The sequence below is a fragment of the Bradyrhizobium liaoningense genome (genome assembly GCF_018130825.1).
GTDB classification, from domain to species: Bacteria; Pseudomonadota; Alphaproteobacteria; order Rhizobiales; family Xanthobacteraceae; genus Bradyrhizobium; species Bradyrhizobium liaoningense_B.
This window is the reverse complement of the sequence record NZ_JAFCJS010000005.1, coordinates 25,654-48,096: the sequence shown is the minus strand read 5'-3', so window position 1 is coordinate 48,096 and position 22,443 is coordinate 25,654. Positions and strand designations below refer to the sequence as shown.

Below are 22,443 nucleotides of genomic sequence, written 5' to 3'. Positions count from 1 at the left end.
CTTGCCTAAATTTAATCCCTTAACCTGCTCACGATCGCTCGATCGGGGGGCTTCCAATGACCATTTTTCAGCCGAAAGTGATTGGGACGGAATCATGAAGAGGGTGCTTGCGATCCTGGCGTTTTTTTGCGTGCTCGGGATCGGCGAATATTTCATCGTCAGCCGGTTCGCGATCCGCCACGAGACTTTGACCCTGTTCGACGCCTCGCGCCAGCGGCCGATCTCGGTCGAGATCGCGGTGCGACGCGATTACGAGACCAAGGCCAATCTCGGTCTCTGGAAGCTGCCGCTTGCCATCATCAGCAACGGCAACACCGTCAAGGCCACCGAGTATTCCTTCCTCGCCAACGTGCTCGCAGCGCGTGGCTATCTCGTTGCCAGCATCCAGCAGGACCTGCCGAGCGACCCGCCGCTGATGACCCATGTCGGCCAGCAATATGTCGGCCGACGTGAAGTCTACATCCGCTGCGAGGCGAATATCCTCTTCACGCTGGGCGAGCTGAAGCGGCGGCAGGAGAACGCGGACTACGACCACATCACCCTCGTTGGACATTCCAACGGCGGCGATGTCTCGATGTATGTCGCCCATCAGCACCCGGAGCTGGTGTCGAGAGTCATCACGCTCGATAATCTGCGGGTGCCTTTCGTCCTCAGCGACAACATGAAGATCCTGTCGTTCCGCTCGAAGGATCCGCATTTCCTCGCCGACTCGGGCGTGCTGCCGACCGCGGAAGAGGCCAAGGCACGCGGCATCGACATCGTCCACACCGGTGCGCAGCATAACGAAATGAGCGACCGCGGTCCCGACGCGGTCAAGGAGAAGATCCAGGCGACGCTCGATCGATTCCTGCGCGACAGCGCCAGCAGCGCGCTCGCCCCGGCCGATACAGGAAGCCCGATGATCATGAACCCCGGCGACTATTAGCCGGAAGCACCTTTGCGGCAGATCAAGGCAGCTCCGGGCCGACAGGCTAGAAAGGCCATGTAGCGCCGGAGAGGCACGTGTCGCACTATACTGAAAGTCTTGATACGAAAGGCCTCGGCCTGCCCGCGACGAGAACGCCGTCGTTCGTGCGGCACCTCTATCGTGCGACCCGCAGGCTGCTGCGGTCGATCATCGCCCGCATCGATCTCTCGCAATTTCCGGGATCGTGCTGTGGATGAGCATGGCCGCAGGCGAACGCATCAAGGTTGCCCCATGCACCAGCATTTGAGACGAATTTGCCTGCTGCTCGTAGTGACCTCGGGCGCAGGCACGTCCTCTGCTCTGGCCGCCGATGCCGGTCACGGTGCCGACCTCGCCAAGCGCTGGTGCGCAAGCTGCCACGTCGTGGCCAATGGCCAGACGGCAGCCAGCGCCGATGTCCCCTCCTTTGCATCCATTGCGCGGCGGCCGGATTTCAGTTCGGAGAAGCTCGCCTTCTTCCTGCTCGACCCGCATCCGAAGATGCCGAACTTTCCCTTGAGCCGGAGCGAAGCCGGCGACATCGCGGCCTATATCGGATCACTGCGTCCTTAGAGGCGGCCGATCGCGAAACCTGCCACAAATGCAAATCCCTGCCGGAGGACCGACAGGGATCAGCAGAAAGGATGATGGACGGCGAATGAGACATCATTCGGTGGCCCATCATGGACCTGCGCCAGCATCGAAATGCGGATCTTCATGCCGCGCAAGATCAATTTGTAGGCAGCTGGCACACAGGCCAGGAATCACGATTTGCCCTTGCCCGACTGCATGAGACTGCCGGTCATCTGGCGCATGTGATCTCCCGCGCTGGTGAACTGGCTGCGCAGGAAATCGGACTGGATCCGCATCGCTTCCTGAAGATCGGTGGCATGCACGAGCTTGCGTGCATGCTCGAATGCCGACTTCATGTTCTGCTCGGTGAAAGCGAGCGCCTGCTTCGACACCTCCGTCCCGGCTCCCGGAACGGTCGTCATGGATTTCGTGGCGGCTTCGAAAAACATTCCGAATGCTTTTTCTGCCTGGTCAATTGTCTTTTCGGCCAGGTCGCGCAGTTCGGCCGGAACTTCGAGCTTCGGTTCGATCATGGTCGCACTCCTCCCTTTTTCCTGACTGAATACCACACTTGCCCGACCGCCTTCCAGCAGCGAACGCCGGGGCAAAACCCCGCGGGAGGCGGGCTTGGGCGGAAAGGGAGGGAAAAAGGCGCGAAACGCGCGGTCCGGCTCAGGACAGGGGGTGCTCGGGAAGGGCTTCTTCGGTGGCGAGGTCTTCAACGAGCTTGATCACCTCGAAACGCTGTCGAGGCGCGAGCTTCAGAAAAGCGCGGAGCAGGCGCAGGCTTTCGACAGTTCCGGTCGCAGGCGCCCCGAGCTTGAGGTGCAGTTCAGCCGCGAAGTTGAGGTTCTTCATCTCGCACCTATGACAAGCATCGGCCTTCCTGACATCGGGGTCCACGCGAGAGCCGAACACCACAACCGGACACCATGGCGAGCACGAACTCTCGGCCGGAGGGCCCGGCAGGTTAGCACCCTCAACGACACATCCGGGGCTCAACCGAAGAGGTTGCAATTATGCCAAGGAACAACCCATCCGGCAAGCCCGACCACCGGCTTGGCGATGCTTCGCCTGCATCGCTCCACCGCAATTCCGGATAACAGGAATATGAGCCGTCGTCACCCACCTGCGTCAAGAAGCTGCATTAAATCACGCACGCAGCACCGATTGCTGTCAACCCGCACTGCATTTCGCCTTGTTTCAGGTGTGAATGGGCATTGATGGAGATGCCTAGCGCTTCTTCAGCGTATACACGTAATTGTTGAGTCCCACCTCGGCGGTTGTATCATCGACGAAATGAACGTCGATCTCACAGCCGGTTTCCAGGGTCTTGATTGACGCGCCGGCAAAGCCGAGCGAGGCGGCAAGCGTCTTCGGATCGGCCTTCTTGTCGACACGTTGCATCTCGTCGAATGCGCCCTGGAAGATCATGTCGGGGCCATAATCGGCCACCTTGTACTGCGGCCTGGCGCAGGCAAAGGGGCGCGGCCCCGAGATCTCTTTCGGCTTCAGGACGACTGCCTTGCCCATCAGCCGCTCCCGCTCGGTGCCGTCGGGCTTGCGCTGCGAATCGGCCCACGGCGCGACCACGGCGGCCGTGAGTGTCCAGGTGCCGATGTAGAAGGGATCTGCGGCCGCAGCAGTGTCCGCGGCGCCGACAGAGACGAGAAGGCAAACAGTTCCGGCGAATTTCATCCAAGTATCCCCTCGAGTCTTCGGCTTGGACTCGCCTTTTCGCTTCAAGGTTCATCGCTTCCGATGATGTCTCCGCCCGTGAACCGTTGTTCAAGATCGAGCGACCAAGCGTTTGCGAAACGGCCACGCAGATCACGGGCGCCATGGCTGATGAACTGATCGATTCGGGCGCGCCTCAGCACAAGGACGACGGCATGCTTTCTCGCTGCGATCTCATCAAGGGCGCCGCGGTCGCGCTTCTCACCCTCTCGATACAAGGCGCATGGGCGCAGGAGACCAGGATGAACCTGTTCAAGATCATCACCATCAAGGACGAAATCGTCGTCGGATTGTCGACCGAGGAGCTGCAGGCGCTCGGCGGCACCGATGCGAGCGCCGTTGCGCATGCGCTGGCACAGAAGGGCGACCTCACCGTCTGGCAATACAACGTGCATCGCGGCCCGAACGGTGAATTGCAGCAGGCGCCGACCGCCAAAATCGGGCTTCTGGCCAACGCCTCACTGCGTGTCGAGCCCTACACCACGCCCTACCAGATTGTTCCCCATCCTTAACGAACGCAACGGCGCGTCAGCGGTCGAACCGCCGGCGCGCCGCAGTCATCTGCGCCGCTCCGCACGCCCCGTCTCCGTCGCAAAGCCGTAGACCAGCGCCAGGCGATCCAGGCATTCGCGAAACCGCCGCGCGAAATAATCGTTCCAGCGCTGCGTACGGACGGCACGACGCTCCCCGACCTGATCCATGGTCAGACCCAGCACCAGCACGTCGTGCACCAGCGCGGCGCCGTCGGTGCCGAGTTCGCGCTCGACCCGGTTCAACCGCAGCACCGCCTGTCGCTGGCTCTCGGTGACAGGCTCGCGCGTGCCGGTCCCATCGACATATTCACGGGTCGTATCCACCGCTTGAGGGCCTCGCTCAGCCCGCTCCCAATCGTTTTGAAAGGCGCGCCCACCGCGGTATTGCGCCTCGTCGATCTGGTGGTGCGCGTGCAGCCGGCCGAGCGGATCGCTGCGAACCGACCGGATGGCCAGGATCTTCTCGCCGGAATCGAGCGCGAGCGGATTGTCGACCTCCACCTCCGCGACCTCGGCATTGAACGGCACCTCCCGCGACCGCCGGTCGTAGATCTGCGCCAATTTGTAGGATTTGTTACGTCGGGCATGTGCCACTCGGATGCTCCTTGCGAGACTGACCATTGAACGGACGGCGAAGCTTCAGGCCGGGGAGACCAGCCTCAGCACGACAGGAGCTGCAATGCGGGCGGACGCAGGCCCGGAACGGCGCGTCAGGCGCGCATGCGGTGCGCAATAGCTGGAGCCCGGCTGACGCGGATGGCCGCAGAAGGTGATTTCCTCCCCGTCCTTGTCGCCGCCGTAGGGATAGCGGCAGTCGGCCGCCTCGAGTTCGACCAGCTCGATCAGGCGCGGCTGGACGCCGACGCAGCGCAGCTTGACCAGCGCAGCGGGCTTCATTGCCGACTTCGGCGGCAGATTCAGGTTCGGCAATGCCGACCGGCGCGGCGAAAGCAGACCGGCCTCGCCCGGCAAAACCGGCGCGATCGACGGGCTCGTCATCCATTCCGGTACGACAAGCCCGAGCCGCTTGGCGCGACCGACCACCGCGTTGCGCGTGTAAGCCGTTCCAAATCTTGCGTTAATCTGCCTTCCGATCTCCGCATAAGACATTCCCTTGAGAAAATAGTCGCGAAGCGCGTCGGAGTGCTCCGACGGCCAATGGCCCGGTTCCATGATGCTGTCCTGTGATGCGCCTCCTCCGACCGCACGATCCGGAGGCGGGACACACATTCCGGTATTCCGAAGCGAGTGTCAAGCGGAAATTCTGATATTCATAATTGCATCAATTCCGAATTTCGGATTACAAGAGAGGGCACGATGGGCAATCGAGGGAATCACCATGTTGGACGTTGCAATGATCGAGCGGGGCCTGGAGAAGACGGGCAAGAGCAAGGGCGGCCTGGCAGCTGCCATGGGCGTGCGACCCGGCGCAGTGTCGGAGATCCTTGGCGGCGAGCGCTTGGTGAAGGCGTCGGAAATCATTCCGATCATGGAATATCTCGAGCTCAATCTCGCGCCGATCATGGGCCGCGTCGGGGCCGGCGCTGTGATCGAACCTGACTATGAGCAGGTTCCGCCGGAAGGTCTCGGTGACATCACGCTGCCCTTCCCGATCATGGAAGAGACCGTCGCCTTCGAGATCGTCGGCGATTCGATGCTGCCCAAATACGAAAGCGGCGACGTGATCGTGGTCTACAAGGACCAGCGCCATCCGCTGTCGAGCTTTTACGGTGAAGAGGCGGTGGTCCGGCTCAAGACCGGCGAACGCTATCTGAAGACCATCGAGCGGGGCAAATCCCCCTCCGTCGTCAATCTCACCAGCTTCAACGCCAAGCCGATCGTCGGCGTCAAGCTCGACTGGGTCGGTGAGATCTGCCTGTCCATGCCCAAGGGGCAGCTCGAGCGGCTGCGTGCCAAGTCGGCGCGTCCCCGCAAGAAGGGCAAGTAGGCGCCCGAGGATTTCCGATTTTTGGAAATCAAGCTTGACTTAGTTCCGTTTTTCAGAAATACTCTGCCGCGCCCCGACCATGGGCGCGGCAGGATCATTTCATGCAGTATTTCGTCGTGATGATCGACTACGGGCGGCGCGGCCGCGAGGCGGTCGTCGATCCCGACATCACCAGGCGCGAGGTCATCTCCCGCCTCGCCTCGGGTGAGTATCGGAACGTCTCGTTCATCCACGAGATCGTGGACAGCTCGGTCGAAGACGTCACCGAGGCCATCCTGGCCGAGGCAGCCCTCCCACAGATCGAGCCCGAGGACGTCGATCTCCAGGCGATCCGCCTCGATCACGTCCGTGACCTGCGCAAGCACGAACGGACGTGATGCAGGCCGCGGCCGCCTGCATCCGCGTCCGGACGAATGTTACACCAGCAGAACGGTCGATCCCGTCGTCTTGCGCGCGGCGAGATCGGCATGCGCCTTGGCCGCGTCCTTCAGCGGATAGGTTTGGTGAACCTCGATCTTCACCGCACCGGACTTGACGACGTCGAACAACTCGCCCGCCATCGTCACCAGGTTCTCGCGCTTGGCAGCGTAGGTGAACAGCGTCGGCCGGGTGACGTAGAGCGAGCCCTTCTGGGCGAGCAGGCCGAGATTGAGTGGCTCGACCGCGCCCGAGGACTGGCCGAACAGCGCAGCGACGCCGAGCGGCGCGAGGCAATCCAGCGATTTCAGGAAGGTGTCCTTGCCGACGGAATCGTACACAACCGGCACCTTCTTGCCGCCGGTGATCTCGTCGACCCGCTTCGCGAAATCCTCGCGGGTGTAGATGATCACATGGTCGCAGCCATGTGCCTTGGCGAGCTTCGCCTTCTCGTCGTTGCTGACCGTGCCGATCACGGTCGCGCCGAGATGCTTGGCCCACTGGCTGAGGATCAGGCCGACACCGCCGGCCGCGGCATGGAGCAGGATGGTGTCACCGGCCTTCACCCGGTAGGTCTGCCGGATCAAGTACTGCGTCGTCAGTCCCTTCAGCATCATCGCCGCCGCGGTCTTGTCATCGACGCCATCGGGCAGCTTCAAGAGACGGTCGGCGGGAATCAGCCGCGCCTCGGAATAGGCACCGAGCGGCGAAGCGCCATAAGCGACGCGATCGCCCGGCTTCAGATCGGTGACACCTGGACCGACCTCCTCGACAACTCCGGCGGCCTCGCTGCCGAGCCCGCTCGGCAATTGCGCGGGATAGAGACCTGAACGGTTGTAGATGTCGACGAAGTTGAGGCCGACGGCCGTGTGGCGAATGCGCGCCTCGCCTGGTCCGGGCTTGCCGACACTGACCTCTTCCCAGACCAGGACTTCCGGTCCGCCTGTCTTGTGAAAACGAATGGCGTGCGTCATGGGCGTTGCTCCCTTATCGTTGCAGTGAGGTCCGTGAAAAGCGGATCGGCCGGAGAAATAGGCATTTGGTCCGCCCGTTACAGTACAGATGCGTAACAAGAATGTCACAGCAAACGACAAACGCCCGCCGTTCCGCCTCTGTTCGAAAGAGTTGATGACGGCTCCGGGGCAACCGGCAGTAGCCTTTGCGCGGGGATTGGTGGTCGCCTGCGAAGGAGAGCCGAGATGCCAGCTTATGTACAGCATCATCAGGATATCGAAATCGCGCCTGTAAATTGCCCGACGTGCATGGGGTTCCTGCCAATGTATGTGCGCGAGGTCGAGCCGCACTGGAGCCTTGCCAAGATCGACTTCGTCTACGAATGCGCCGATTGCGGCGCCGAGGTCCGGCAGACCATCCGCAAGCCGGAGCTGCTGCGCCACTGAGCGCCATCGAAGAACCGCTCAACTATTTGCGCTGAACGGAAAAAACGCCGTTCACGCGGATCTGATGTCTCCCAAACGAGGCTTGTTCTTTGCCGGGAACGCAGGCAGAACAAGCCTCAAAGCAGGATCCTTGGGAGCGCCATTTCGTGGCAGAACAGAAGGCCTCGACATCGATCGAGGCAGTGGAGAGCGGCCTCGCCGCGCAGGGCTATATCGCGAGCCGGCAGATCGCGACCGCCGTCTATTTGTCGCAACAGATCGAGAAGCCGATCCTGGTCGAGGGCCCGGCGGGCGTCGGCAAGACCGAACTCGCCAAGGCGATCGCGGCCTGGCGCGGCATGAAGATGATCCGTCTGCAATGCTATGAGGGTCTCGACGAAGCCAAGGCGCTCTATGAATGGAAGTACGCCAAGCAGCTTCTCTACACGCAGATCCTCAAGGACAAGCTCGGCGAAGTGCTCGGCGGCGCGCAGACGCTGCCCGCCGCGCTCGACCAGTTGCATGATTTCGGCGACGTGTTCTTCTCCAAGGAGTTCGTCGAACCGCGGCCGCTGCTCCAGGCGCTGGAGCAGCCGGGCGGCTGCGTCCTGCTGATCGACGAGATCGACAAGTCGGACGCGGAATTCGAATCGCTGCTGCTGGAAATCCTGTCCGACTTCCAGGTCACCATTCCCGAGCTCGGCACCGTCTCTGCGATCACGCCGCCGACGGTGATCCTCACGTCCAATAGCGAACGCGACCTGGGCGATGCCTTGAAGCGGCGCTGCCTGCATCTGCACATCGGCTTCCCCGAGCAGCGGCTGGAGGAGCGCATCGTCGAAAGCCGCGTGCCCGGCATCTCGCAGACGCTGCGCCGGCAGATGGTCGGCTTCATCCACGAAATCCGCTCGCTGGATCTGAAGAAGCTTCCTTCCGTCAGCGAGACCATCGACTGGGCACGCGTGCTGGTGCTGCTCCAGGCTTCCGAGCTCGACACCGACATCGTCAAGGACACCCTCAACGTGCTCCTGAAATACGAGGCCGACATCGAGGCGGCAGCGCCGCAGGTGACGACCTTCATTGCCAAGGCAGCCCGGTCCAACGTCTTCGGTTGACGCCGATGCGCGAGAATCTTCATCGTTTCTTTCGGGCGGCGCGCGGTGTGGGCGTCCACGTCTCGCCTGCCGAAAGCATCGATGCGATGCGCGCCGTGTCGCAGGTCGGCTTTGCCGACCGGGCCGTCCTGCGCGACGCGCTGCTGCTGACGCTTGCCAAATCGCAGGACGAGAAGCTCGCGCTCGGCGACTGCTTTGATCTGTTCTTCAGCCAGCCGGAACCGCGACAGGAGCAGCCCGAGGGCGCCGACCAGGACACCGCACAGGACGCAGATCAAGCGCCCTCTTCCGGCGCACCCAGTGATGCCGGTAGCGGTTCGCCGCAGCAGGAACTCGGGCCGCTGGCGCAGATGCTGCTGTCGCAGGATCGTAATGCCATCGCAGCCGCGATTGCCAGCGCGGCCGGCGCCGCCTCCCTGTCCGACATCCGCTACTCGACCCAGCGCGGCATCTTCTCCAGCCGCATCCTCGACGCCATGGGCCTCCAGCGGCTGCGCGACGATCTCGACCAGCTGACCGCAAACAACCCGTCACTGGCCGAGCGCCTTCGCGCCGCGCTGGACGCCTTGCGCGAGGCGGTGCGCGACACGGTCTCGCAGGGGCTTGCGCTCTATGCCCGCGAGGAGGCCGAAAACCTCCGCAACGAGATCCTGCGCAACGCGCCGCTTGCCCGTATCGAGCGGCGCCAGGTCGCCGAAATGCGCGCGCTGATCCGCCAGATCGCGCGCCGGCTGCGCGAGCGCTATTCCAAGCCGCGCAAACGCCAGCGCCGCGGCCATCTCGACGTCCGCCGCACGCTGCGCCGCAACGCGGCCTGGGGCGGCGTGCCCTTCCTCACGGCGTGGAAGCGCAAGCACCGCGACCGGCCGAAGATCGTGGCGCTCTGCGACGTCTCGGGCTCGGTTGCACAGGTGTCCGATTTCTTCCTGCTGCTGATCCACTCCCTGCACGAGGTCGTCGACGACGTCCGCTCCTTCGCCTTCTCCTCGCATCTCATCGAGGTCAGCGAAATTCTGGAATCGAAGTCACCGGAAGAGGCGATGGCCGAGATCATGTCCAAGGTCGGCTTCGGCTCGTCCGACTACGGCTCTTCGCTGGTCGATTTCGAGAAGGACTTCATGAGCACGCTGACACCGCAGACCACGGTGATCGTGCTCGGCGATGCCCGCAGCAACAACCTCGACCCGCGCGCCGACATCCTGCGCCGCATCTCCGAGCGCTCAAAGCGGCTGGTCTGGCTCAATCCCGAGGGGCGGCTTGCCTGGGGCTTTGGCGATTCCGAGATGCCGCGCTACGCGACCTTTTGCAGCGTCGTGCGCCAATGCGCCACCGCACAACAGCTCGAGCGCGCGGTGTCCGACATCGTGGCGACCTATCAGTAGGCGGCCACGCCCTCTCTGGCGTCAGGCGGCGGTCAACTCGGCCGGAACGAGGTTGCACTCGCGAAAGTGATGCGCAATTTCGTCGAGCGCGCGCTGCTCCCACTCCTGGGCCTGCGCAAGCCAAAACATCCGACGCTCCGAGTCCAGCGCAGCGCGCTCCCGGCACAGGGATTCCTGACTGCGAATTTCCACCAGCCTGTTCATGCACTCCACTCCTGCCGTGTGAAGCCATTCCCGGAGAATCAACGTAACAGAGTCCTGAACCCCTCGCCTCATGATTTCTGTGCATATCGCGACGCAGAATGGGACAGCGATGCTTCCCGTGCACCGCGACAATTCGCAGCGCAACATCAAATGCGGATCATCAATTAGTGATCGTCTGGACGATATTCGTGCGCAAACGATCTTAACTCCTGTGGCCGCAACGAAGTGCCGCAATTTGTGAAGAGGCGTTCTAAACAGCTGACCGAATTCCCGACTCATTGTCGTCGCACGGTCTTCATGCGGCGCCGCTAACAGGGGCACGCGAACCGGACTATCGCCCGAGGCAACATGAGCAACGATTTCGACTTCGATCTTTCATCCGACCAGTGGGAAGCACTGAAGGCGCTTCGCAACCCGGTGTCGAACGGTCGCCTCGCGAAGGCCTATGTCGTCGGAAGACTGGTCGAGCTCGGCCTTGTCGTGGTCAAGGACGGCGTGCCTGCAATGACACCAGCCGGGCGCAAGGCGCTAGTGCGCGGATCTTGCAGGCTGCTGGACCTCGCGGCCTGACGCACACGTCAAAAGATCTGTGCGATCACTATCGCGTAAGCAACGAACACGACTCCAAGTCCCCACACCATCGCCGTAATCTGCGCCCGCCGGCCGACGGCCACTTCCAGGGCGATGTAGCTCAGCATGCCCAAGGCCATTCCGTTGATAAGGTTGTTGGTCAGCACGGTGACGAGTAGCGTCAGCACGATCGGAACCGCATTGACGAGATCGGTCATGTCGATGCGGGCGAGCCCCTGCATCATCAGCACGCCCACGAGCACCAGCGCGGGCGCGGTCGCTTGCGGCGGGATGATGACGAAGATCGGCCAGAAGAACAGCGCGAGGAAAAAGAACCCCGCGACCGTCAGCGAGGTCAGGCCGGTGCGGCCGCCGGCCTGCACGCCGGTGATGGATTCGATATAGGCCGTGACAACGGACGTCCCGAGCAGCGGTCCCACCACCGAAGCCGTCGCATCGGTCGCAAATGCGGCGGTGGCGTTCGGGATCGAGCCGTCGGGCTTGCGCAGATTGGCGGCCCCCGTCACGCCGATCAGCGTGCCCAGTGTCGAAAAGAATTCGGCGCACAGGAAATAGAACAGCAGCGGCAGCGCCACGACGAAGTGGCTGAAGAGATAGCCGATGTCGAGCGCCATGAAAGTGCTGGTCGGCCAGCGCGGCCACGCCATGATGGCTGATGGCACCGACGTCACCATCTTGCCGTTGGCACCCGGAACGAAGAAGCCGATCAGGGTCAGCACTGCGATCGAAAGGATCAGCGCTGCCGGCACCCGGCGCGCCACCAGTACCGGCGTGAGCAGGAGGCCGAACAGCGTCAGCAGCACCGGCGGGCTGCGCAAGGATCCCATGGCAATGTAGGTCGACGGGTTCTGGACGACGAAGCCAGCGCCCCGTAGTGCAATGAAGACGATCAGCGTGCCGACCGCCGCCTGGATGCCGATCTTCAGCGCTTCCGGCACGTCCTTGGCGACTTTCTCGCGCAGCTTCGACAGGCTGAGGATCAGGAACAGAACGCCGGTGAAAGCGACCATCGCGAGCGCGCCCTGCCAGGGCATGCCCATCTGCTTGACGATGACATAGGTGAAGATGACGTTCGATCCCATCGCGGGCGCAACCGCGAGCGGCAGGTTGGCCCACAGCCCCATCATGACAGAGCCGAAGATCGCGGCGAGCGCTGTGGCGCTGACGAGATCGGCGCGATCCATCCCGGCGTTGGACATGATCGCCGGGTTGACGGCGATGATATAGGCCATGGCTGCGAACGTCGTTGCTCCGGCCATCACCTCGCGGCCAATGCTCGTGCCTCGTTCGGTGAGGCCAAAGGTGCGATCGAGCAGCCCCGAGGCTGCACGCGGTGCCGGCTCGGCGGGAGCGGCTTGCGGCTTCGTCATCTCGTTCATCGCAGTCTCCCCTACCAGACCACCGGATGCGCTTCGCCGGTCTGCACGTTGATGAAGCCGAGCGGCGCCTGCTCGCACGGCGCCACCAGCACCCAGCTCCAGGGCGCACAGGTCAGCGTTGCAAACATGAGCCGCTCCGGGAATCCCGGATACCAGCGCGGACGGAACGTCGGCTCGTACATCCAGTCGACCTTGCTGCCTTCCGCATAGAGTGCCTGCATCTCGGCATCGAGCGCTTGCGCGGAACGACAGCTCATCAGTCCACCGACCTCGAAGCGTACGGTGGCAACGAGCTCACCCTCGCGCACCAGCGCCCATCCGCCCTGAAGCTCGATCAGCGCGTTGACTGCCTTTGCCATCGCCGCGTCGGACGAGCCGACCACCCAGATATTGTGCTTGTCGTGCGCCACCGAACAGGCAACTGCCGTCTCCGGGGTACGCGGTCCGCAGCCGCGCCAAAACATCTTGGCCACGCGCCCGTCGCCGGAGAAGCGATCGACGATGGCAAATTTGGTGATCGCCTCGCTCTCGTCGCGCTGCACGGCGCCGTCGCGCACCGGCAGCTCGAGCGTGTAGAACTCGGGATGCCAATGGAACGGACGGATCACGGCCGCGTTCATCGAGCTGCGGCCGGGCTCGGCCCGCAGTTCGAAATCCTGAGGCTTGATCGTGCGCTTGATGTTGACGGTCTTCGTGGCCCACTCCGGCCACTGGATTTCAGGCACCCTGCCGAGATAGCGCTTGCCGTCGGAAACCTGCGCGCCATCGGCCCACACCTCGGCGATCGTGAGCTTGGACACATCCGAGAGCAACACGACGTCGCCGAAACGCCCCGGCGCCAGGCTGCCGACGAACGGCGTAAGACGCATGTGCCGCGCCGGATTGATGGTGAGGCATTGGATTGCGATCTCGGGCGCAAGGCCGGCCTCGATCGCGACCCGCGCATTGTGATCGCTGGCGCCGAGCTCGAGCGTGTGGCTGGCGCTGCGGTCGTCCGTGGTGAACGCGATCTGCGACCAGTCCTGAAGGCCCTTCGCGAGCAGCCATTTGACGATCTCGTCCATAGCGTAGACGCGCAGCTCGACGAACAGGCCGCGGGTGAGCTTGTCCCAGGTTTCCTCCGGAGTCTGCACTTCGTGGTCGGAGGCAAGCCCGGCCGCAGCAAAGGCGTTGATGGAGGGCAGATCGCGCAAGCCGGAGGCATGACCTTCAACGACGCCGCGCGCCGCAAACGTCGCCTCGATCATGCCCCAGAGCCGCTTGTAGGAGGGATTGTCGGGATTCCACACCGCCGGCCAGTCCATGACTTCGTCGAGCCCGGTGACCATCAGGCTCTCGCCCATGAAGCGCGCCTGCTCGTCGTGGCCATACCAGCCGCCGCCCCACTCATAGGCTGTCGGCGGCACGGCCGAACCCGGCTGCGGAAATATCTTGAGCGGCGAGCCGCGGCGGCGTGCCTCGAACCAGAATTCGAGATTGCGCGCGCCGTTGACATTCGAGAATTCGTGGCTCGCCTCGCAGGTCCAGGTATTGCCATGCGGCAGCACCAGCGCCGCCTCCCATTCCGGCGTCAGATGCGAGCTTTCGATATGCTTGTGTACCTCGCCGAAGCCGGGCACGGCCGCAAGATCCGGCCGATGCACGCGCTCGCGCACCTCGCCGGGGTAGCCGCCCGCAGGCCCGACCCAGGCGATACGCCGACCCTTGAAAACGATCTCCTGATCCTCGCTCCAGGTGCGGCTGTGCACGTCGAGCAATTTGCCGACCCGCAAGGCGCGATCGGCCGGGCGGCGACCGAGCGCCGTCAGCACCAGGTCCTGGCGGATGCGAACCTCGTCGGGCGCGTTGATCAGGAGATCGTCGGGTATCGCATTCATGGCCTGCCTCACTCTACGCCGGTGCTTTCGCGCGCCGCGGTGCGCTTGCGCGGCGATTTTACGGCCTTGCCGGCGCGCGCCGCGGCTGCATCGCGCTGACGGACATCCTTCAAAAGCGTCGTAAGCGCCCATTCGATCGCGTCGGCGATCTCGGCGCTGGACATGCCGAAGTCCTCGCGCATCGCATTCCAGGCCAGCACGTTGTTGAGATAAGACGCGAGTGCCTCGGCCTGGCGGACTTCCTTGGCGGGAAGATGCCGCACCAGCGGCGCCATCGCCTTGCGATGCTGGTCGATCAGGTGCCGCCGGAAGCCGGCGCGCACCCTCCGGCCCGCCCGCGTCATCGCAATGGCACGCGCCAGATGCGGATGACGGTCGAACCGCTTGCACAGCTTGCGAAAAATATCCGGCAATTCGTCGGGCGAGGTGAAGGGAATATAGCTGAAGACGTTGTCCTCGATCCACTCGCCGGCCGCCGCGAACAGCTCCGCGCGGGTCTTGAAGTGGCGATAGATGGTTCGCTCGGCCACCTTCGCGCGCTTGGCCACCGCGGCCATGGAAACGTCGTCGGCCGCCTCGTCCTCCAGCGTCTCGACAAAGGCGGCGACGATACGCTGCCGCGTCATCTCGGCATATTCGTCGCGAAGGCTGGCAATATGTCGCTTTGCTGTACTCATGTCATAAGTCTGACATCAGGCAAATTGGAGGGTCAAGCCGAGAGTTGAGGCAGGCCGCGCCGCAACAATGGGCGTCGGCCTGCGCGTGGGGGCCGCGCCCCACGCGAGCACATCGATCGCCCGCCGCCTGAAAAATGGACTTTTGCGCGCCGCCAAAATCGGATTTGCTCAGCCGAGAACTGCGCGCAACGGCGCCGCGCGGACGGCAAGGGAGCTGATCATGAACGGGCTTGGCGGGTTGAACAAATCTCCCAACGGCGTGGTCATCGGACTGATTCAATTGCAGCTGCCGAACGTCGTGACCAAGGCCGATCTGGCCAGGCAGACCGAGCGCATCGTCTGGATGGTCGGCAAGGCGCGCCGCAATCTCTCCACCATGGATCTGGTGGTTTTCCCCGAATACTCGCTGCACGGTCTCTCGATGGACACCAATCCCGAGATCATGTGCCGGCTCGACGGACCGGAAGTCGCAGCCTTCAAGAAGGCCTGCGTCGACAACAAGATCTGGGGCTGCTTCTCCATCATGGAGTACAACCCGCATGGCAATCCCTACAATTCCGGCCTGATCATCGACGATCACGGCGAGATCAAGCTCTATTACCGAAAACTCCATCCCTGGATTCCGGTCGAGCCATGGGAGCCCGGCGATATCGGCATCCCGGTGATCGAAGGGCCGAAGGGCGCCAGAATCGCGCTCATCATCTGCCATGACGGCATGTTCCCGGAGATGGCGCGGGAATGCGCCTACAAGGGCGCCGAGATCATGATCCGCACCGCCGGCTACACCGCACCGATCAGAGACGCCTGGCGCTTCACCAACCAGGCCAATTCGTTCCAGAACCTGATGGTCACAGCGAATGTGTGCATGTGCGGCTCGGACGGCTCGTTCGATTCCATGGGCGAAGGCATGATCGTCAATTTCGACGGCACCGTGCTGGCGCACGGCACCACCGGCCGCGCCGACGAGATCATCACCGCCGAGGTCCGGCCGGACCTCGTGCGCGAGGCCCGCATCAACTGGGGCGTCGAGAACAACATCTACCAGCTCTGGCACCGCGGCTATGTCGCGGTGAAGGGCGGCGCGATGGACTGCCCCTACACCTTCATGCAGGACATGGTCGCCGGCACCTTCCGCCTGCCATGGGAAGACCAGGTCAAGGTGACCGACGGCACCTCCTGCGGCTTCCTCGCCCCGACGCGGATGTTCGGCAAGACGGCGAAGGCGGCGGAATGACTCCGGTCCCAACGGACCGCGCGTCCTAGGCAGCCGGCCTGAAGACGATACAAACGGGGCTTCCGACTTTCACGGTCTGATCCGTCCGAACGAGGCGGCCGGTGTCGGAGTTGCGGCTGAAGAGAACGGCCGTGTCGCTGTCTTCATTCGCCGCAAACAGGAATCTGCCTGAAGCATCCAGCGCGAAGAAGCGCGGCGTCTTGCCGCCACTCGCGGTCCAGTCAACGGGCCTCAATCGTCCGGTCGCGGCATCGACGGCAAAGGTCGCGATGCTGTCGTCGCCGCGATTCGAGGCATAGACGAAGCGTCCGTCCGCTGACACGGCGATCTCGGCGGCGCGGCTATTGCCCGTGAAGGCATCCGGAACCGCAGAGACGATCTGGAACGGGGCAAGCGCGCCGGTCGCCGGATCAAAATGGTAAGCCGTAACGGTCGAGTCCAATTCGTTGACGACATAAGCAAGCTTGCCGCCCGGATGAAACGCGACGTGGCGCGGTCCCGCGCCCTCGCGCGTCTGCACCGGCTTAGTCGCCTGCACGAGCTTTCCGGTGCCGGCTTCGATCCGATAGGTGAAAACCAGATCCAGCCCCTTGTCCGGCACGACAATGAATGCGCCCGACGGATCGAACTCGACCTGATGCGGCTTGGCGAAGGGCTGCTCGACCCGGTGGGGCCCGATCTTGCCCTCCAGCTTGACGAGATCGATGACGGCACCGAGCGAGCCGTCGTCCCCGCGCGGCAATAGCGCGAGGGTGGAGGTAATGTGATTGGCGACCACGACGAACCGGTTGCCCGGGTCAACTGCGAGATGGACGGGGTTCTTTCCCTCCGTACTCTGGCGGTTGATCACGCTGAGCTTGCCGCTCGCAGGGTCGATCGCCATCGCGGTGATGTCACTGAGATCGCCATGCACCGTGTAGAGAAACCGACGCGTCCTGTCGAAGGCGAGGAACGAGGGATTGACGAGATCACCGAGCAATTGGACGTGGCGCCAGGCTCCGGTCGCATTGTCCATCGCATAGACGTTGAGCCCGTCGCCGCGGGCATTGCGCTCCTTCGTGGTGCGCGCGCCGACATAGACGAATGAGCGAGAGCCTTCGAGCATGGTGTCCTCCGTGTGGGCTCCCAGTGTTTGCGCATGTGCAGCGGTCAATGCAGAGGTCACGGCGCCGGCGGCAATGAGCTGGGTGAACACGCGCCGCGACAGGGTCGCCCCATCGGGGCCGACAGACGAGGCGTCGCGTACAACAGAATGTCCAGGCGTCATGGCCCTCCCCGTATTGCTTTTTATTTTTTAAAACACAATTATTCCGAAGGCGCAAGGAGGACCTCCGCGGCCGCTTGTGCCTCGCCTGCGGTTAGGCGACATCTCGTCAATCAGGACCAGCCCGAGTCGCCAATGCCCCGCCCCAATCTCGCGACCCAGATGACCGCGCGGATTCTCGATTACATCCGCACCAACGGCTTGCAGGCCGAACAGCATCTGCCGAGCCAGACGCTCGCGGACGCGCTGCGGGTGTCGCGCGCGCCGATCAACGCGGCGCTCCAGATCCTCGAAGACATGAAGGTCGTGCGATCCGAGCCCAACCGCGGCTTCTTCCTGGTCAAGGGTGCCGGCGAGCTTCCCGATCTGCCCGATGTGGAGGATACCGAGCCTGAGCGCGAGGACGAATGGTATTTCGCGATCGCAGAGGATCGCCTTGCGGGAAAGCTTCCGGACAAGGTCAGCGAGAACGAGCTGATGCGCCGCTACGGCCTCTCGCGCACCCGCCTGCTGAAGATTCTCACGAAAATCGCCGATGAAGGCTGGATCGAACGCCTGCCCGGCAATGGCTGGGCATTCGGCCCTCTCCTCACCTCACGCGAGAGCTACCAGCAAGGCTATCAACTGCGCGTCGCGCTCGAGCCACAGGCATTGCTGCTGCCGAGCTTCGAGATCGATCGCGGGGCCTTCGCGGCCGCACGGGAGCAGCAGCAATGGCTGCTCGATGGCGCCTATAAGCGTGCATCGCGCTCGGAGATCTTCGCCGCCAACGCCGAGTTCCACGAGATGCTGGTCGGCTGCGCGCGCAATCCGTTCTTCCTCGACGCGGTCAAGCGGGTGAACCGGCTGCGCCGGCTGGTGGAGTACCGCATCACGGTGGACCGCAGCCGTCTTCCGCTCCAGTGCCGCGAGCACATCAACATCCTGACTTTGCTGGAAAAAGGGCTGCGACAGGAGGCGTCCGATTTCCTCCGCGTCCACATCGAGGGCGCCGGCCTGATCAAGGTCCCCAAGGTCTGATCCGGAAGGTCTGATCCAGACGCTATTGCATTTTATATTATAAAATGCATTAGTGCCCTGCAAGGCGCCCGCCTGCGGGGAAGGTTGGCGTTGCCCGACAAGCCCCAGAAACGCAGCCAGGGAACGCGCCAATGACCGCCACCACAGCGACCATCGAGCAATCCACCATGCGCAAAGTGCTTTGGCGCATCGTGCCCTATTGCTTTGGGCTCTACGTCATCTCCTATCTCGACCGCGCCAATATCGGCTATGCAGCGCTCCAGATGAACAAGGAGCTTGCACTGACGAGCGAAGCCTTCGGCTTTGCCGCCGGCATCTTCTTCATCGGCTATTTCCTGTTCGAGGTGCCAAGCAACGTCGCGCTCAACAAATACGGCGCGCGCATCTGGATATCCCGCATCCTGATCAGCTGGGGCATCGTCGCCACCGCAACCGCTTTCGTGCAGAGCCCGATGCAGCTCTACATCCTGCGCTTCCTGCTCGGCGTCGCTGAAGCAGGCTTCTTCCCCGGCATCATCATCTATCTGACCTACTGGTTCCGCGCCAAGGAGCAGGCCACGACGGTGGCCCTGTTCACCGCCGCCATTCCAGTCTCCTACCTGATCGGCGCGCCCCTCAGCACCTGGATCATGGACCATGTCGGAGGCCTGGGCCTCAGCGGCTGGCGCTGGATGCTGCTGCTCGAAGGCGGTCCCGCCATCATCGCCGGCATCCTCAACTATTTCATCATGACCGATCGTCCCGAGCAGGCGAAGTGGCTGACGCCGCAGGAGCGCGACTGGCTTGTTGACGAGCTGCGCAAGGACCAGGCCGGCCGGCGCAATGTGCAACATCTCGGAATCATCGCCGCCATCACCAACCCGAAAGTGCTGTTCCTGTCGGTGATTTACTTCATCTACCAGGTCGGCAATCTCGGCATCGGATTGTGGATGCCGCAGATCATCAAGAGCCTGTCGTCCACGCTGACGAATTTCGAGGTCGGGCTCATTGCCATGCTGCCCTACGCCTTTGCGACCGTGGTCATGGTGCTGTGGTCGCGCAACTCCGATCGCACCGGCGAGCGGCAGAAGCATTCGGCGATCCCGCTGCTCTGGGGCGCAGCCGCGCTCGCGCTCACGGGGCTCGTGGTTCAGCCCGCGATCGCCATGACGCTAATCTCGCTGTCGCTCGCCGGCATCTACGCCTTCAAGTCACCATTTTGGTCGTTGCCCGGCCTGTTCCTGACGCGCTCGACGGCGGCGGTGTCTATCGCGGCGATCAATTCGATCGGCAATCTCGGCGGTTTCGTCGGCCCCTACGCCATCGGCGCCATCAAGGACTGGACCGGCAGCACCTATGGCGGGCTCCTGTTCCTCAGCGGCTTGCTGTTCGTGTCGTTCCTGATGACCTGGTTCGCGCGGATGGAGAACGCGGACGAGACCCAAAGGCAACCGGCCGAACAGCACGCCTGATCTCGCAGCCAGGATGGAACGATGACCGCCTTCGCAATGCTTCTCAGTGGATCGCAGACCTACCGCATCGCCGATATCACGGCCGTGGCAGGCGAGAACCTGCTTCGCCTGCCCATGATCCTGCGGATCCTGCTCGAGAACGTGTTGCGTAACGGCGGCCAAGAACAGGATGCATCGGTCGCTGCCATTCTCGGCTGGCTCGCCGACGGGCGCAGCGACCGCGAGATCGCGTTCCAGCCCTCACGCGTTCTCATGCACGACACCACCTGCGGCCCGGCACTGGTCGATATCGCGGGCCTGCGCGCTTCGCTCGCGGAAGCAGGCGGCGATCCCAACCGCCTCAATCCGGTCCTTCCCGTCGACGTCTCGACCGATCACTCGCTTGGCGTCGACGTGTTCGCCCGCCCGGATGCGATGGCAATGAACATGGCGCACGAGCTCAAGCGCAACGGCGAGCGCTATCGCTTCATGAAATGGGCGAGCCAGGCGCTCGACGGCGTGCGCGTGCATCCGCCGGGCACCGGCATCATGCACACGCTGAACCTCGAGCGCCTCGCGAGCGTCGTGACGATCATGCCCCGCGACAGCCAGCTCTGGGCCGTGCCCGACACGCTGATCGGCACCGACAGCCACACGCCCATGATCAACGGCATCGGTGTGCTCGCCTGGGGCGTCGGCGGGCTCGAGGCCGAAAGCGTGATGTTCGGCATGCCCGTGACGATGCGGGTCCCCGACGTGGTCGGCGTCCGACTGACGGGACGCTTGCGCGAGGGCGTGCTGGCAACCGATCTCGCACTGACCGTCACCGAACGCTTGCGCCGGATCGATCTCGCGGACCGCTTCGTCGAGTTCTTCGGCCCCGGAGTCTCCGCGCTCTCGGCCGGCGACCGTGCCGTCGTCGCCAATATGACGCCGGAGTTCGGCGGCAATTCCGGCTACTTCCCCATCGACGCCCGGACGCTCGACTATCTCGGGCAGACCGGCCGGTCGCGCGAGCAGCTCGCCCTGGTCGAAGCCTATGCGCGCCGCCAACAGCTCTGGTTCGACCCGGCCGCCGAGCCCCGCTACACCGAGACGATCACCATCGACCTCGATGAGGTCGAGGTGAGTCTCGCCGGCCCGCGCCGCCCGCAGGATCGCATTGCGGCCGGCAGGACGGCCGAGACACTCGGCCTGGAGCGCCCCGCTGCAACCGCAGACACGGATCGCGCGAGCCCACCGCCCGACGGCGCGGTCGCGATCGCCGCGATCACGAGCTGCACCAACACGTCCGACACACGCCTCTTGATTGCCGCCGGCCTCCTTGCCCGCAAAGCGCGCCAGCACGGGCTCAAGCCGCCTTGCTGGGTCAAGACCTCGCTCGCGCCGGGCTCGCCGACGGCTGAGCGCTATCTGAAGCGCGCCGGTCTGCTCGACGATCTCGAAGCGTTGGGCTTTGGCATCGTCGGCTATGGCTGCACGACCTGCATCGGCAATTCGGGACCGCTGGCGCCGGCCATGGCAGGCCCGGTCGCCGCGAAGCAAGTAAGGCCAGTGGCCGCGCTGTCGGGAAACCGCAACTTTCCGGGCCGGGTGCATTCGCAGATCGAGCTCGCCTTTCTCGCATCGCCCCCGCTCGTCATCGCCTTTGCGCTCGCCGGCGACGTCAACCGCAACATCATGCAAGACCCGATCGCGCGTGATGATGCCGGCGCGGACGTGCGCCTTGCCGATCTCTGGCCGACCGGCCCTGAGATCGATGCTGCACTTGCCCGCGCCCGCGAAACAAGCGATTGCAGCCGCGCCTATGATGCGGCCGAAGCGAGCGCCGACTGGGCCGCCTTCGAGGCCCCCGGCACGGCGCTGTTCCCTTGGGATGAGGCCTCCACCTACATTCGCCGCCCACCCTTCGCTGATTTCGGCCAGGGCACGCGCCTCGGACATTATGCGGCAACGCCGCTGCTTGTGCTCGGCGACGACATCACGACAGACCACATCTCCCCGGCGGGCGCGATCGGAGCGAACAGCGAGGCGGCCCGTTATCTCGTCGCGCGTGGCGAGGATCCGCAAGACCTCAACGTCTTCGCCTCGCGCCGCGGCAACTGGGAGGTGATGCTGCGCGGGCTCTTCACCAACAAGAGTGTGCGCAACCTGCTTGATCCCGGCCTGCCGCCGGGACAGACGATTCTCGCAAGCTCCGGCGAACGCCTGCCGCTACGTCTCGCGGCCGACCGCTATGCACAGGAGGGACGTCCGGTCGTCATCGTGGCCGGTGAACGCTACGGCATGGGCTCCTCGCGCGATTGGGCAGCGAAGGGCGTCGCCCTGCTCGGCGCGCGCGCGGTACTGGCGCTCAGCTTCGAGCGCATTCATCGTTCCAATCTGATCGGCATGGGCATCCTGCCGCTGCGCCTGCCCGCGGATCGTCGGCCGCAATCGCTCGGGCTCAAAGCGGACGACAGGATCGAGATCGACGCCTCCGCCGAAGCTCTCGCGCCGCGCGCCGCGATCGACGTTCGGATCCTGCGGGACGGCACCGAGATCGACCGCTTCACGGCGGTCGCCGCGGTCGAAACCAATCTGGAATGCGAGACGTTGCGGGTCGGCGGACTGCTGCCGCTGATCCTGCGTCGGCATTCGACTGAGCCTACCGGGCAGACTCGCAAACCGGCTTCCTTACGGCCCGCTGGCGCGCCGGTTTAGGCCGCCTGAAGGGCAAATTCCCGGTTTCCAAGGA

At 63.8% G+C, this 22,443-nt stretch carries 25 protein-coding genes; 14 read left to right on the top strand and 11 right to left on the bottom strand.

The window, feature by feature from the left end; translation table 11 throughout:
* The first annotated feature begins 94 nt into the window (after positions 1 to 94).
* From JQ603_RS22110 to JQ603_RS22100, 3 genes are all read left to right on the top strand, one after another.
* Positions 95 to 925, top strand: a complete 831-nt coding sequence (locus tag JQ603_RS22110; protein ID WP_212342521.1) for an alpha/beta fold hydrolase — start codon at positions 95 to 97, stop codon at positions 923 to 925.
* Between the two features lie 77 nt (positions 926 to 1,002).
* Complete coding sequence (locus tag JQ603_RS22105) at positions 1,003 to 1,164, top strand: hypothetical protein (RefSeq protein WP_158646960.1); 162 nt, start codon at positions 1,003 to 1,005, stop codon at positions 1,162 to 1,164.
* Between the two features lie 34 nt (positions 1,165 to 1,198).
* Entirely contained in the window at positions 1,199 to 1,519 is a 321-nt protein-coding gene (locus JQ603_RS22100; protein WP_212342520.1) for a c-type cytochrome, read from the top strand.
* Between the two features lie 191 nt (positions 1,520 to 1,710).
* Here JQ603_RS22100 and JQ603_RS22095 read toward each other — a convergent pair whose 3' ends face one another.
* The 3 genes from JQ603_RS22095 to JQ603_RS22085 form a co-directional block, all read right to left on the bottom strand.
* Positions 1,711 to 2,052: a phasin gene (locus tag JQ603_RS22095; RefSeq protein WP_183239727.1), complete on the bottom strand. Its 342-nt coding sequence runs from the start codon at positions 2,050 to 2,052 to the stop codon at positions 1,711 to 1,713.
* A gap of 139 nt (positions 2,053 to 2,191) precedes the next feature.
* Positions 2,192 to 2,377, bottom strand: coding sequence for a hypothetical protein (locus JQ603_RS22090; protein ID WP_018644785.1), 186 nt, complete (start codon positions 2,375 to 2,377; stop codon positions 2,192 to 2,194).
* A 375-nt stretch (positions 2,378 to 2,752) separates the two neighbouring features.
* The gene (locus JQ603_RS22085; RefSeq protein ID WP_212342519.1) at positions 2,753 to 3,217 is read right to left on the bottom strand and encodes a hypothetical protein; all 465 of its coding nucleotides are present in this window, start codon (positions 3,215 to 3,217) and stop codon (positions 2,753 to 2,755) included.
* A gap of 194 nt (positions 3,218 to 3,411) precedes the next feature.
* Here JQ603_RS22085 and JQ603_RS22080 point away from each other — a divergent pair, with 194 nt between their 5' ends.
* On the top strand, positions 3,412 to 3,768 hold the full coding sequence (locus tag JQ603_RS22080; protein ID WP_212343287.1) for a hypothetical protein: 357 nt from the start codon (positions 3,412 to 3,414) through the stop codon (positions 3,766 to 3,768).
* Between the two features lie 45 nt (positions 3,769 to 3,813).
* Here JQ603_RS22080 and JQ603_RS22075 read toward each other — a convergent pair whose 3' ends face one another.
* Both JQ603_RS22075 and JQ603_RS22070 read right to left on the bottom strand, forming a co-directional pair.
* Complete coding sequence (locus JQ603_RS22075) at positions 3,814 to 4,383, bottom strand: hypothetical protein (protein WP_212342518.1); 570 nt, start codon at positions 4,381 to 4,383, stop codon at positions 3,814 to 3,816.
* A gap of 45 nt (positions 4,384 to 4,428) precedes the next feature.
* Entirely contained in the window at positions 4,429 to 4,962 is a 534-nt protein-coding gene (locus JQ603_RS22070) for a GcrA family cell cycle regulator (RefSeq protein ID WP_212342517.1), read from the bottom strand.
* 166 nt (positions 4,963 to 5,128) lie between these two features.
* Between JQ603_RS22070 and JQ603_RS22065 the strand changes: the two genes are divergently transcribed.
* Together JQ603_RS22065 and JQ603_RS22060 are read left to right on the top strand one after the other, a co-directional pair.
* A complete protein-coding gene (locus tag JQ603_RS22065) occupies positions 5,129 to 5,737 on the top strand; it encodes a S24 family peptidase (protein ID WP_035705094.1) in 609 nt (202 codons plus the stop codon).
* 101 nt (positions 5,738 to 5,838) lie between these two features.
* Positions 5,839 to 6,114, top strand: a complete 276-nt coding sequence (locus tag JQ603_RS22060; protein ID WP_212342516.1) for a hypothetical protein — start codon at positions 5,839 to 5,841, stop codon at positions 6,112 to 6,114.
* 39 nt (positions 6,115 to 6,153) lie between these two features.
* Here the strand turns inward: JQ603_RS22060 and JQ603_RS22055 are convergent, their stop codons facing one another.
* The gene (locus tag JQ603_RS22055; protein ID WP_212342515.1) at positions 6,154 to 7,128 is read right to left on the bottom strand and encodes a quinone oxidoreductase family protein; all 975 of its coding nucleotides are present in this window, start codon (positions 7,126 to 7,128) and stop codon (positions 6,154 to 6,156) included.
* 225 nt (positions 7,129 to 7,353) lie between these two features.
* Between JQ603_RS22055 and JQ603_RS22050 the strand changes: the two genes are divergently transcribed.
* The 3 genes from JQ603_RS22050 (at position 7,354) to JQ603_RS22040 (ending at position 10,030) form a co-directional block, all read left to right on the top strand.
* Positions 7,354 to 7,554, top strand: a complete 201-nt coding sequence (locus tag JQ603_RS22050) for a hypothetical protein (RefSeq protein ID WP_018319162.1) — start codon at positions 7,354 to 7,356, stop codon at positions 7,552 to 7,554.
* Positions 7,555 to 7,700: 146 nt separating this feature from the next.
* Positions 7,701 to 8,648, top strand: a complete 948-nt coding sequence (locus tag JQ603_RS22045) for an AAA family ATPase (RefSeq protein ID WP_212342513.1) — start codon at positions 7,701 to 7,703, stop codon at positions 8,646 to 8,648.
* A gap of 5 nt (positions 8,649 to 8,653) precedes the next feature.
* Entirely contained in the window at positions 8,654 to 10,030 is a 1,377-nt protein-coding gene (locus JQ603_RS22040; protein WP_212342512.1) for a vWA domain-containing protein, read from the top strand.
* Between the two features lie 21 nt (positions 10,031 to 10,051).
* Here JQ603_RS22040 and JQ603_RS22035 read toward each other — a convergent pair whose 3' ends face one another.
* A complete protein-coding gene (locus JQ603_RS22035) occupies positions 10,052 to 10,234 on the bottom strand; it encodes a hypothetical protein (RefSeq protein ID WP_212342511.1) in 183 nt (60 codons plus the stop codon).
* A 348-nt stretch (positions 10,235 to 10,582) separates the two neighbouring features.
* Here JQ603_RS22035 and JQ603_RS22030 point away from each other — a divergent pair, with 348 nt between their 5' ends.
* On the top strand, positions 10,583 to 10,804 hold the full coding sequence (locus JQ603_RS22030; protein WP_212342510.1) for a hypothetical protein: 222 nt from the start codon (positions 10,583 to 10,585) through the stop codon (positions 10,802 to 10,804).
* Positions 10,805 to 10,812: 8 nt separating this feature from the next.
* Here the strand turns inward: JQ603_RS22030 and JQ603_RS22025 are convergent, their stop codons facing one another.
* The 3 genes from JQ603_RS22025 to JQ603_RS22015 are packed head-to-tail and all read right to left on the bottom strand — an operon-like array spanning position 10,813 to position 14,758.
* On the bottom strand, positions 10,813 to 12,204 hold the full coding sequence (locus tag JQ603_RS22025; protein ID WP_212342509.1) for an NCS2 family permease: 1,392 nt from the start codon (positions 12,202 to 12,204) through the stop codon (positions 10,813 to 10,815).
* Between the two features lie 11 nt (positions 12,205 to 12,215).
* Positions 12,216 to 14,081 (bottom strand): adenine deaminase, encoded by a 1,866-nt coding sequence (locus JQ603_RS22020; protein WP_212342508.1) that lies wholly within the window; start codon positions 14,079 to 14,081, stop codon positions 12,216 to 12,218.
* 8 nt (positions 14,082 to 14,089) lie between these two features.
* Positions 14,090 to 14,758, bottom strand: coding sequence for a TetR/AcrR family transcriptional regulator (locus tag JQ603_RS22015; RefSeq protein ID WP_212342507.1), 669 nt, complete (start codon positions 14,756 to 14,758; stop codon positions 14,090 to 14,092).
* A gap of 220 nt (positions 14,759 to 14,978) precedes the next feature.
* On the opposite strand from JQ603_RS22015, the gene JQ603_RS22010 reads away from it, so the two are divergent.
* Positions 14,979 to 15,992 carry a formamidase gene (locus tag JQ603_RS22010; RefSeq protein WP_212342506.1) on the top strand — a complete coding sequence of 338 codons (1,014 nt, stop codon included), beginning with the start codon at positions 14,979 to 14,981 and terminating at the stop codon, positions 15,990 to 15,992.
* A 25-nt stretch (positions 15,993 to 16,017) separates the two neighbouring features.
* Here JQ603_RS22010 and JQ603_RS22005 read toward each other — a convergent pair whose 3' ends face one another.
* A complete protein-coding gene (locus JQ603_RS22005; protein WP_245003776.1) occupies positions 16,018 to 17,259 on the bottom strand; it encodes a lactonase family protein in 1,242 nt (413 codons plus the stop codon).
* A gap of 132 nt (positions 17,260 to 17,391) precedes the next feature.
* Here JQ603_RS22005 and JQ603_RS22000 point away from each other — a divergent pair, with 132 nt between their 5' ends.
* The 3 genes from JQ603_RS22000 to acnA all read left to right on the top strand — a co-directional run bounded on the left by JQ603_RS22000 (position 17,392) and on the right by acnA (position 22,409).
* Entirely contained in the window at positions 17,392 to 18,276 is an 885-nt protein-coding gene (locus JQ603_RS22000; protein ID WP_212342505.1) for a GntR family transcriptional regulator, read from the top strand.
* Between the two features lie 131 nt (positions 18,277 to 18,407).
* A complete protein-coding gene (locus JQ603_RS21995; protein WP_212342504.1) occupies positions 18,408 to 19,727 on the top strand; it encodes an MFS transporter in 1,320 nt (439 codons plus the stop codon).
* Positions 19,728 to 19,748: 21 nt separating this feature from the next.
* Complete coding sequence (gene acnA / locus JQ603_RS21990) at positions 19,749 to 22,409, top strand: aconitate hydratase AcnA (protein WP_212342503.1); 2,661 nt, start codon at positions 19,749 to 19,751, stop codon at positions 22,407 to 22,409.
* Positions 22,410 to 22,443 lie beyond the last annotated feature (34 nt).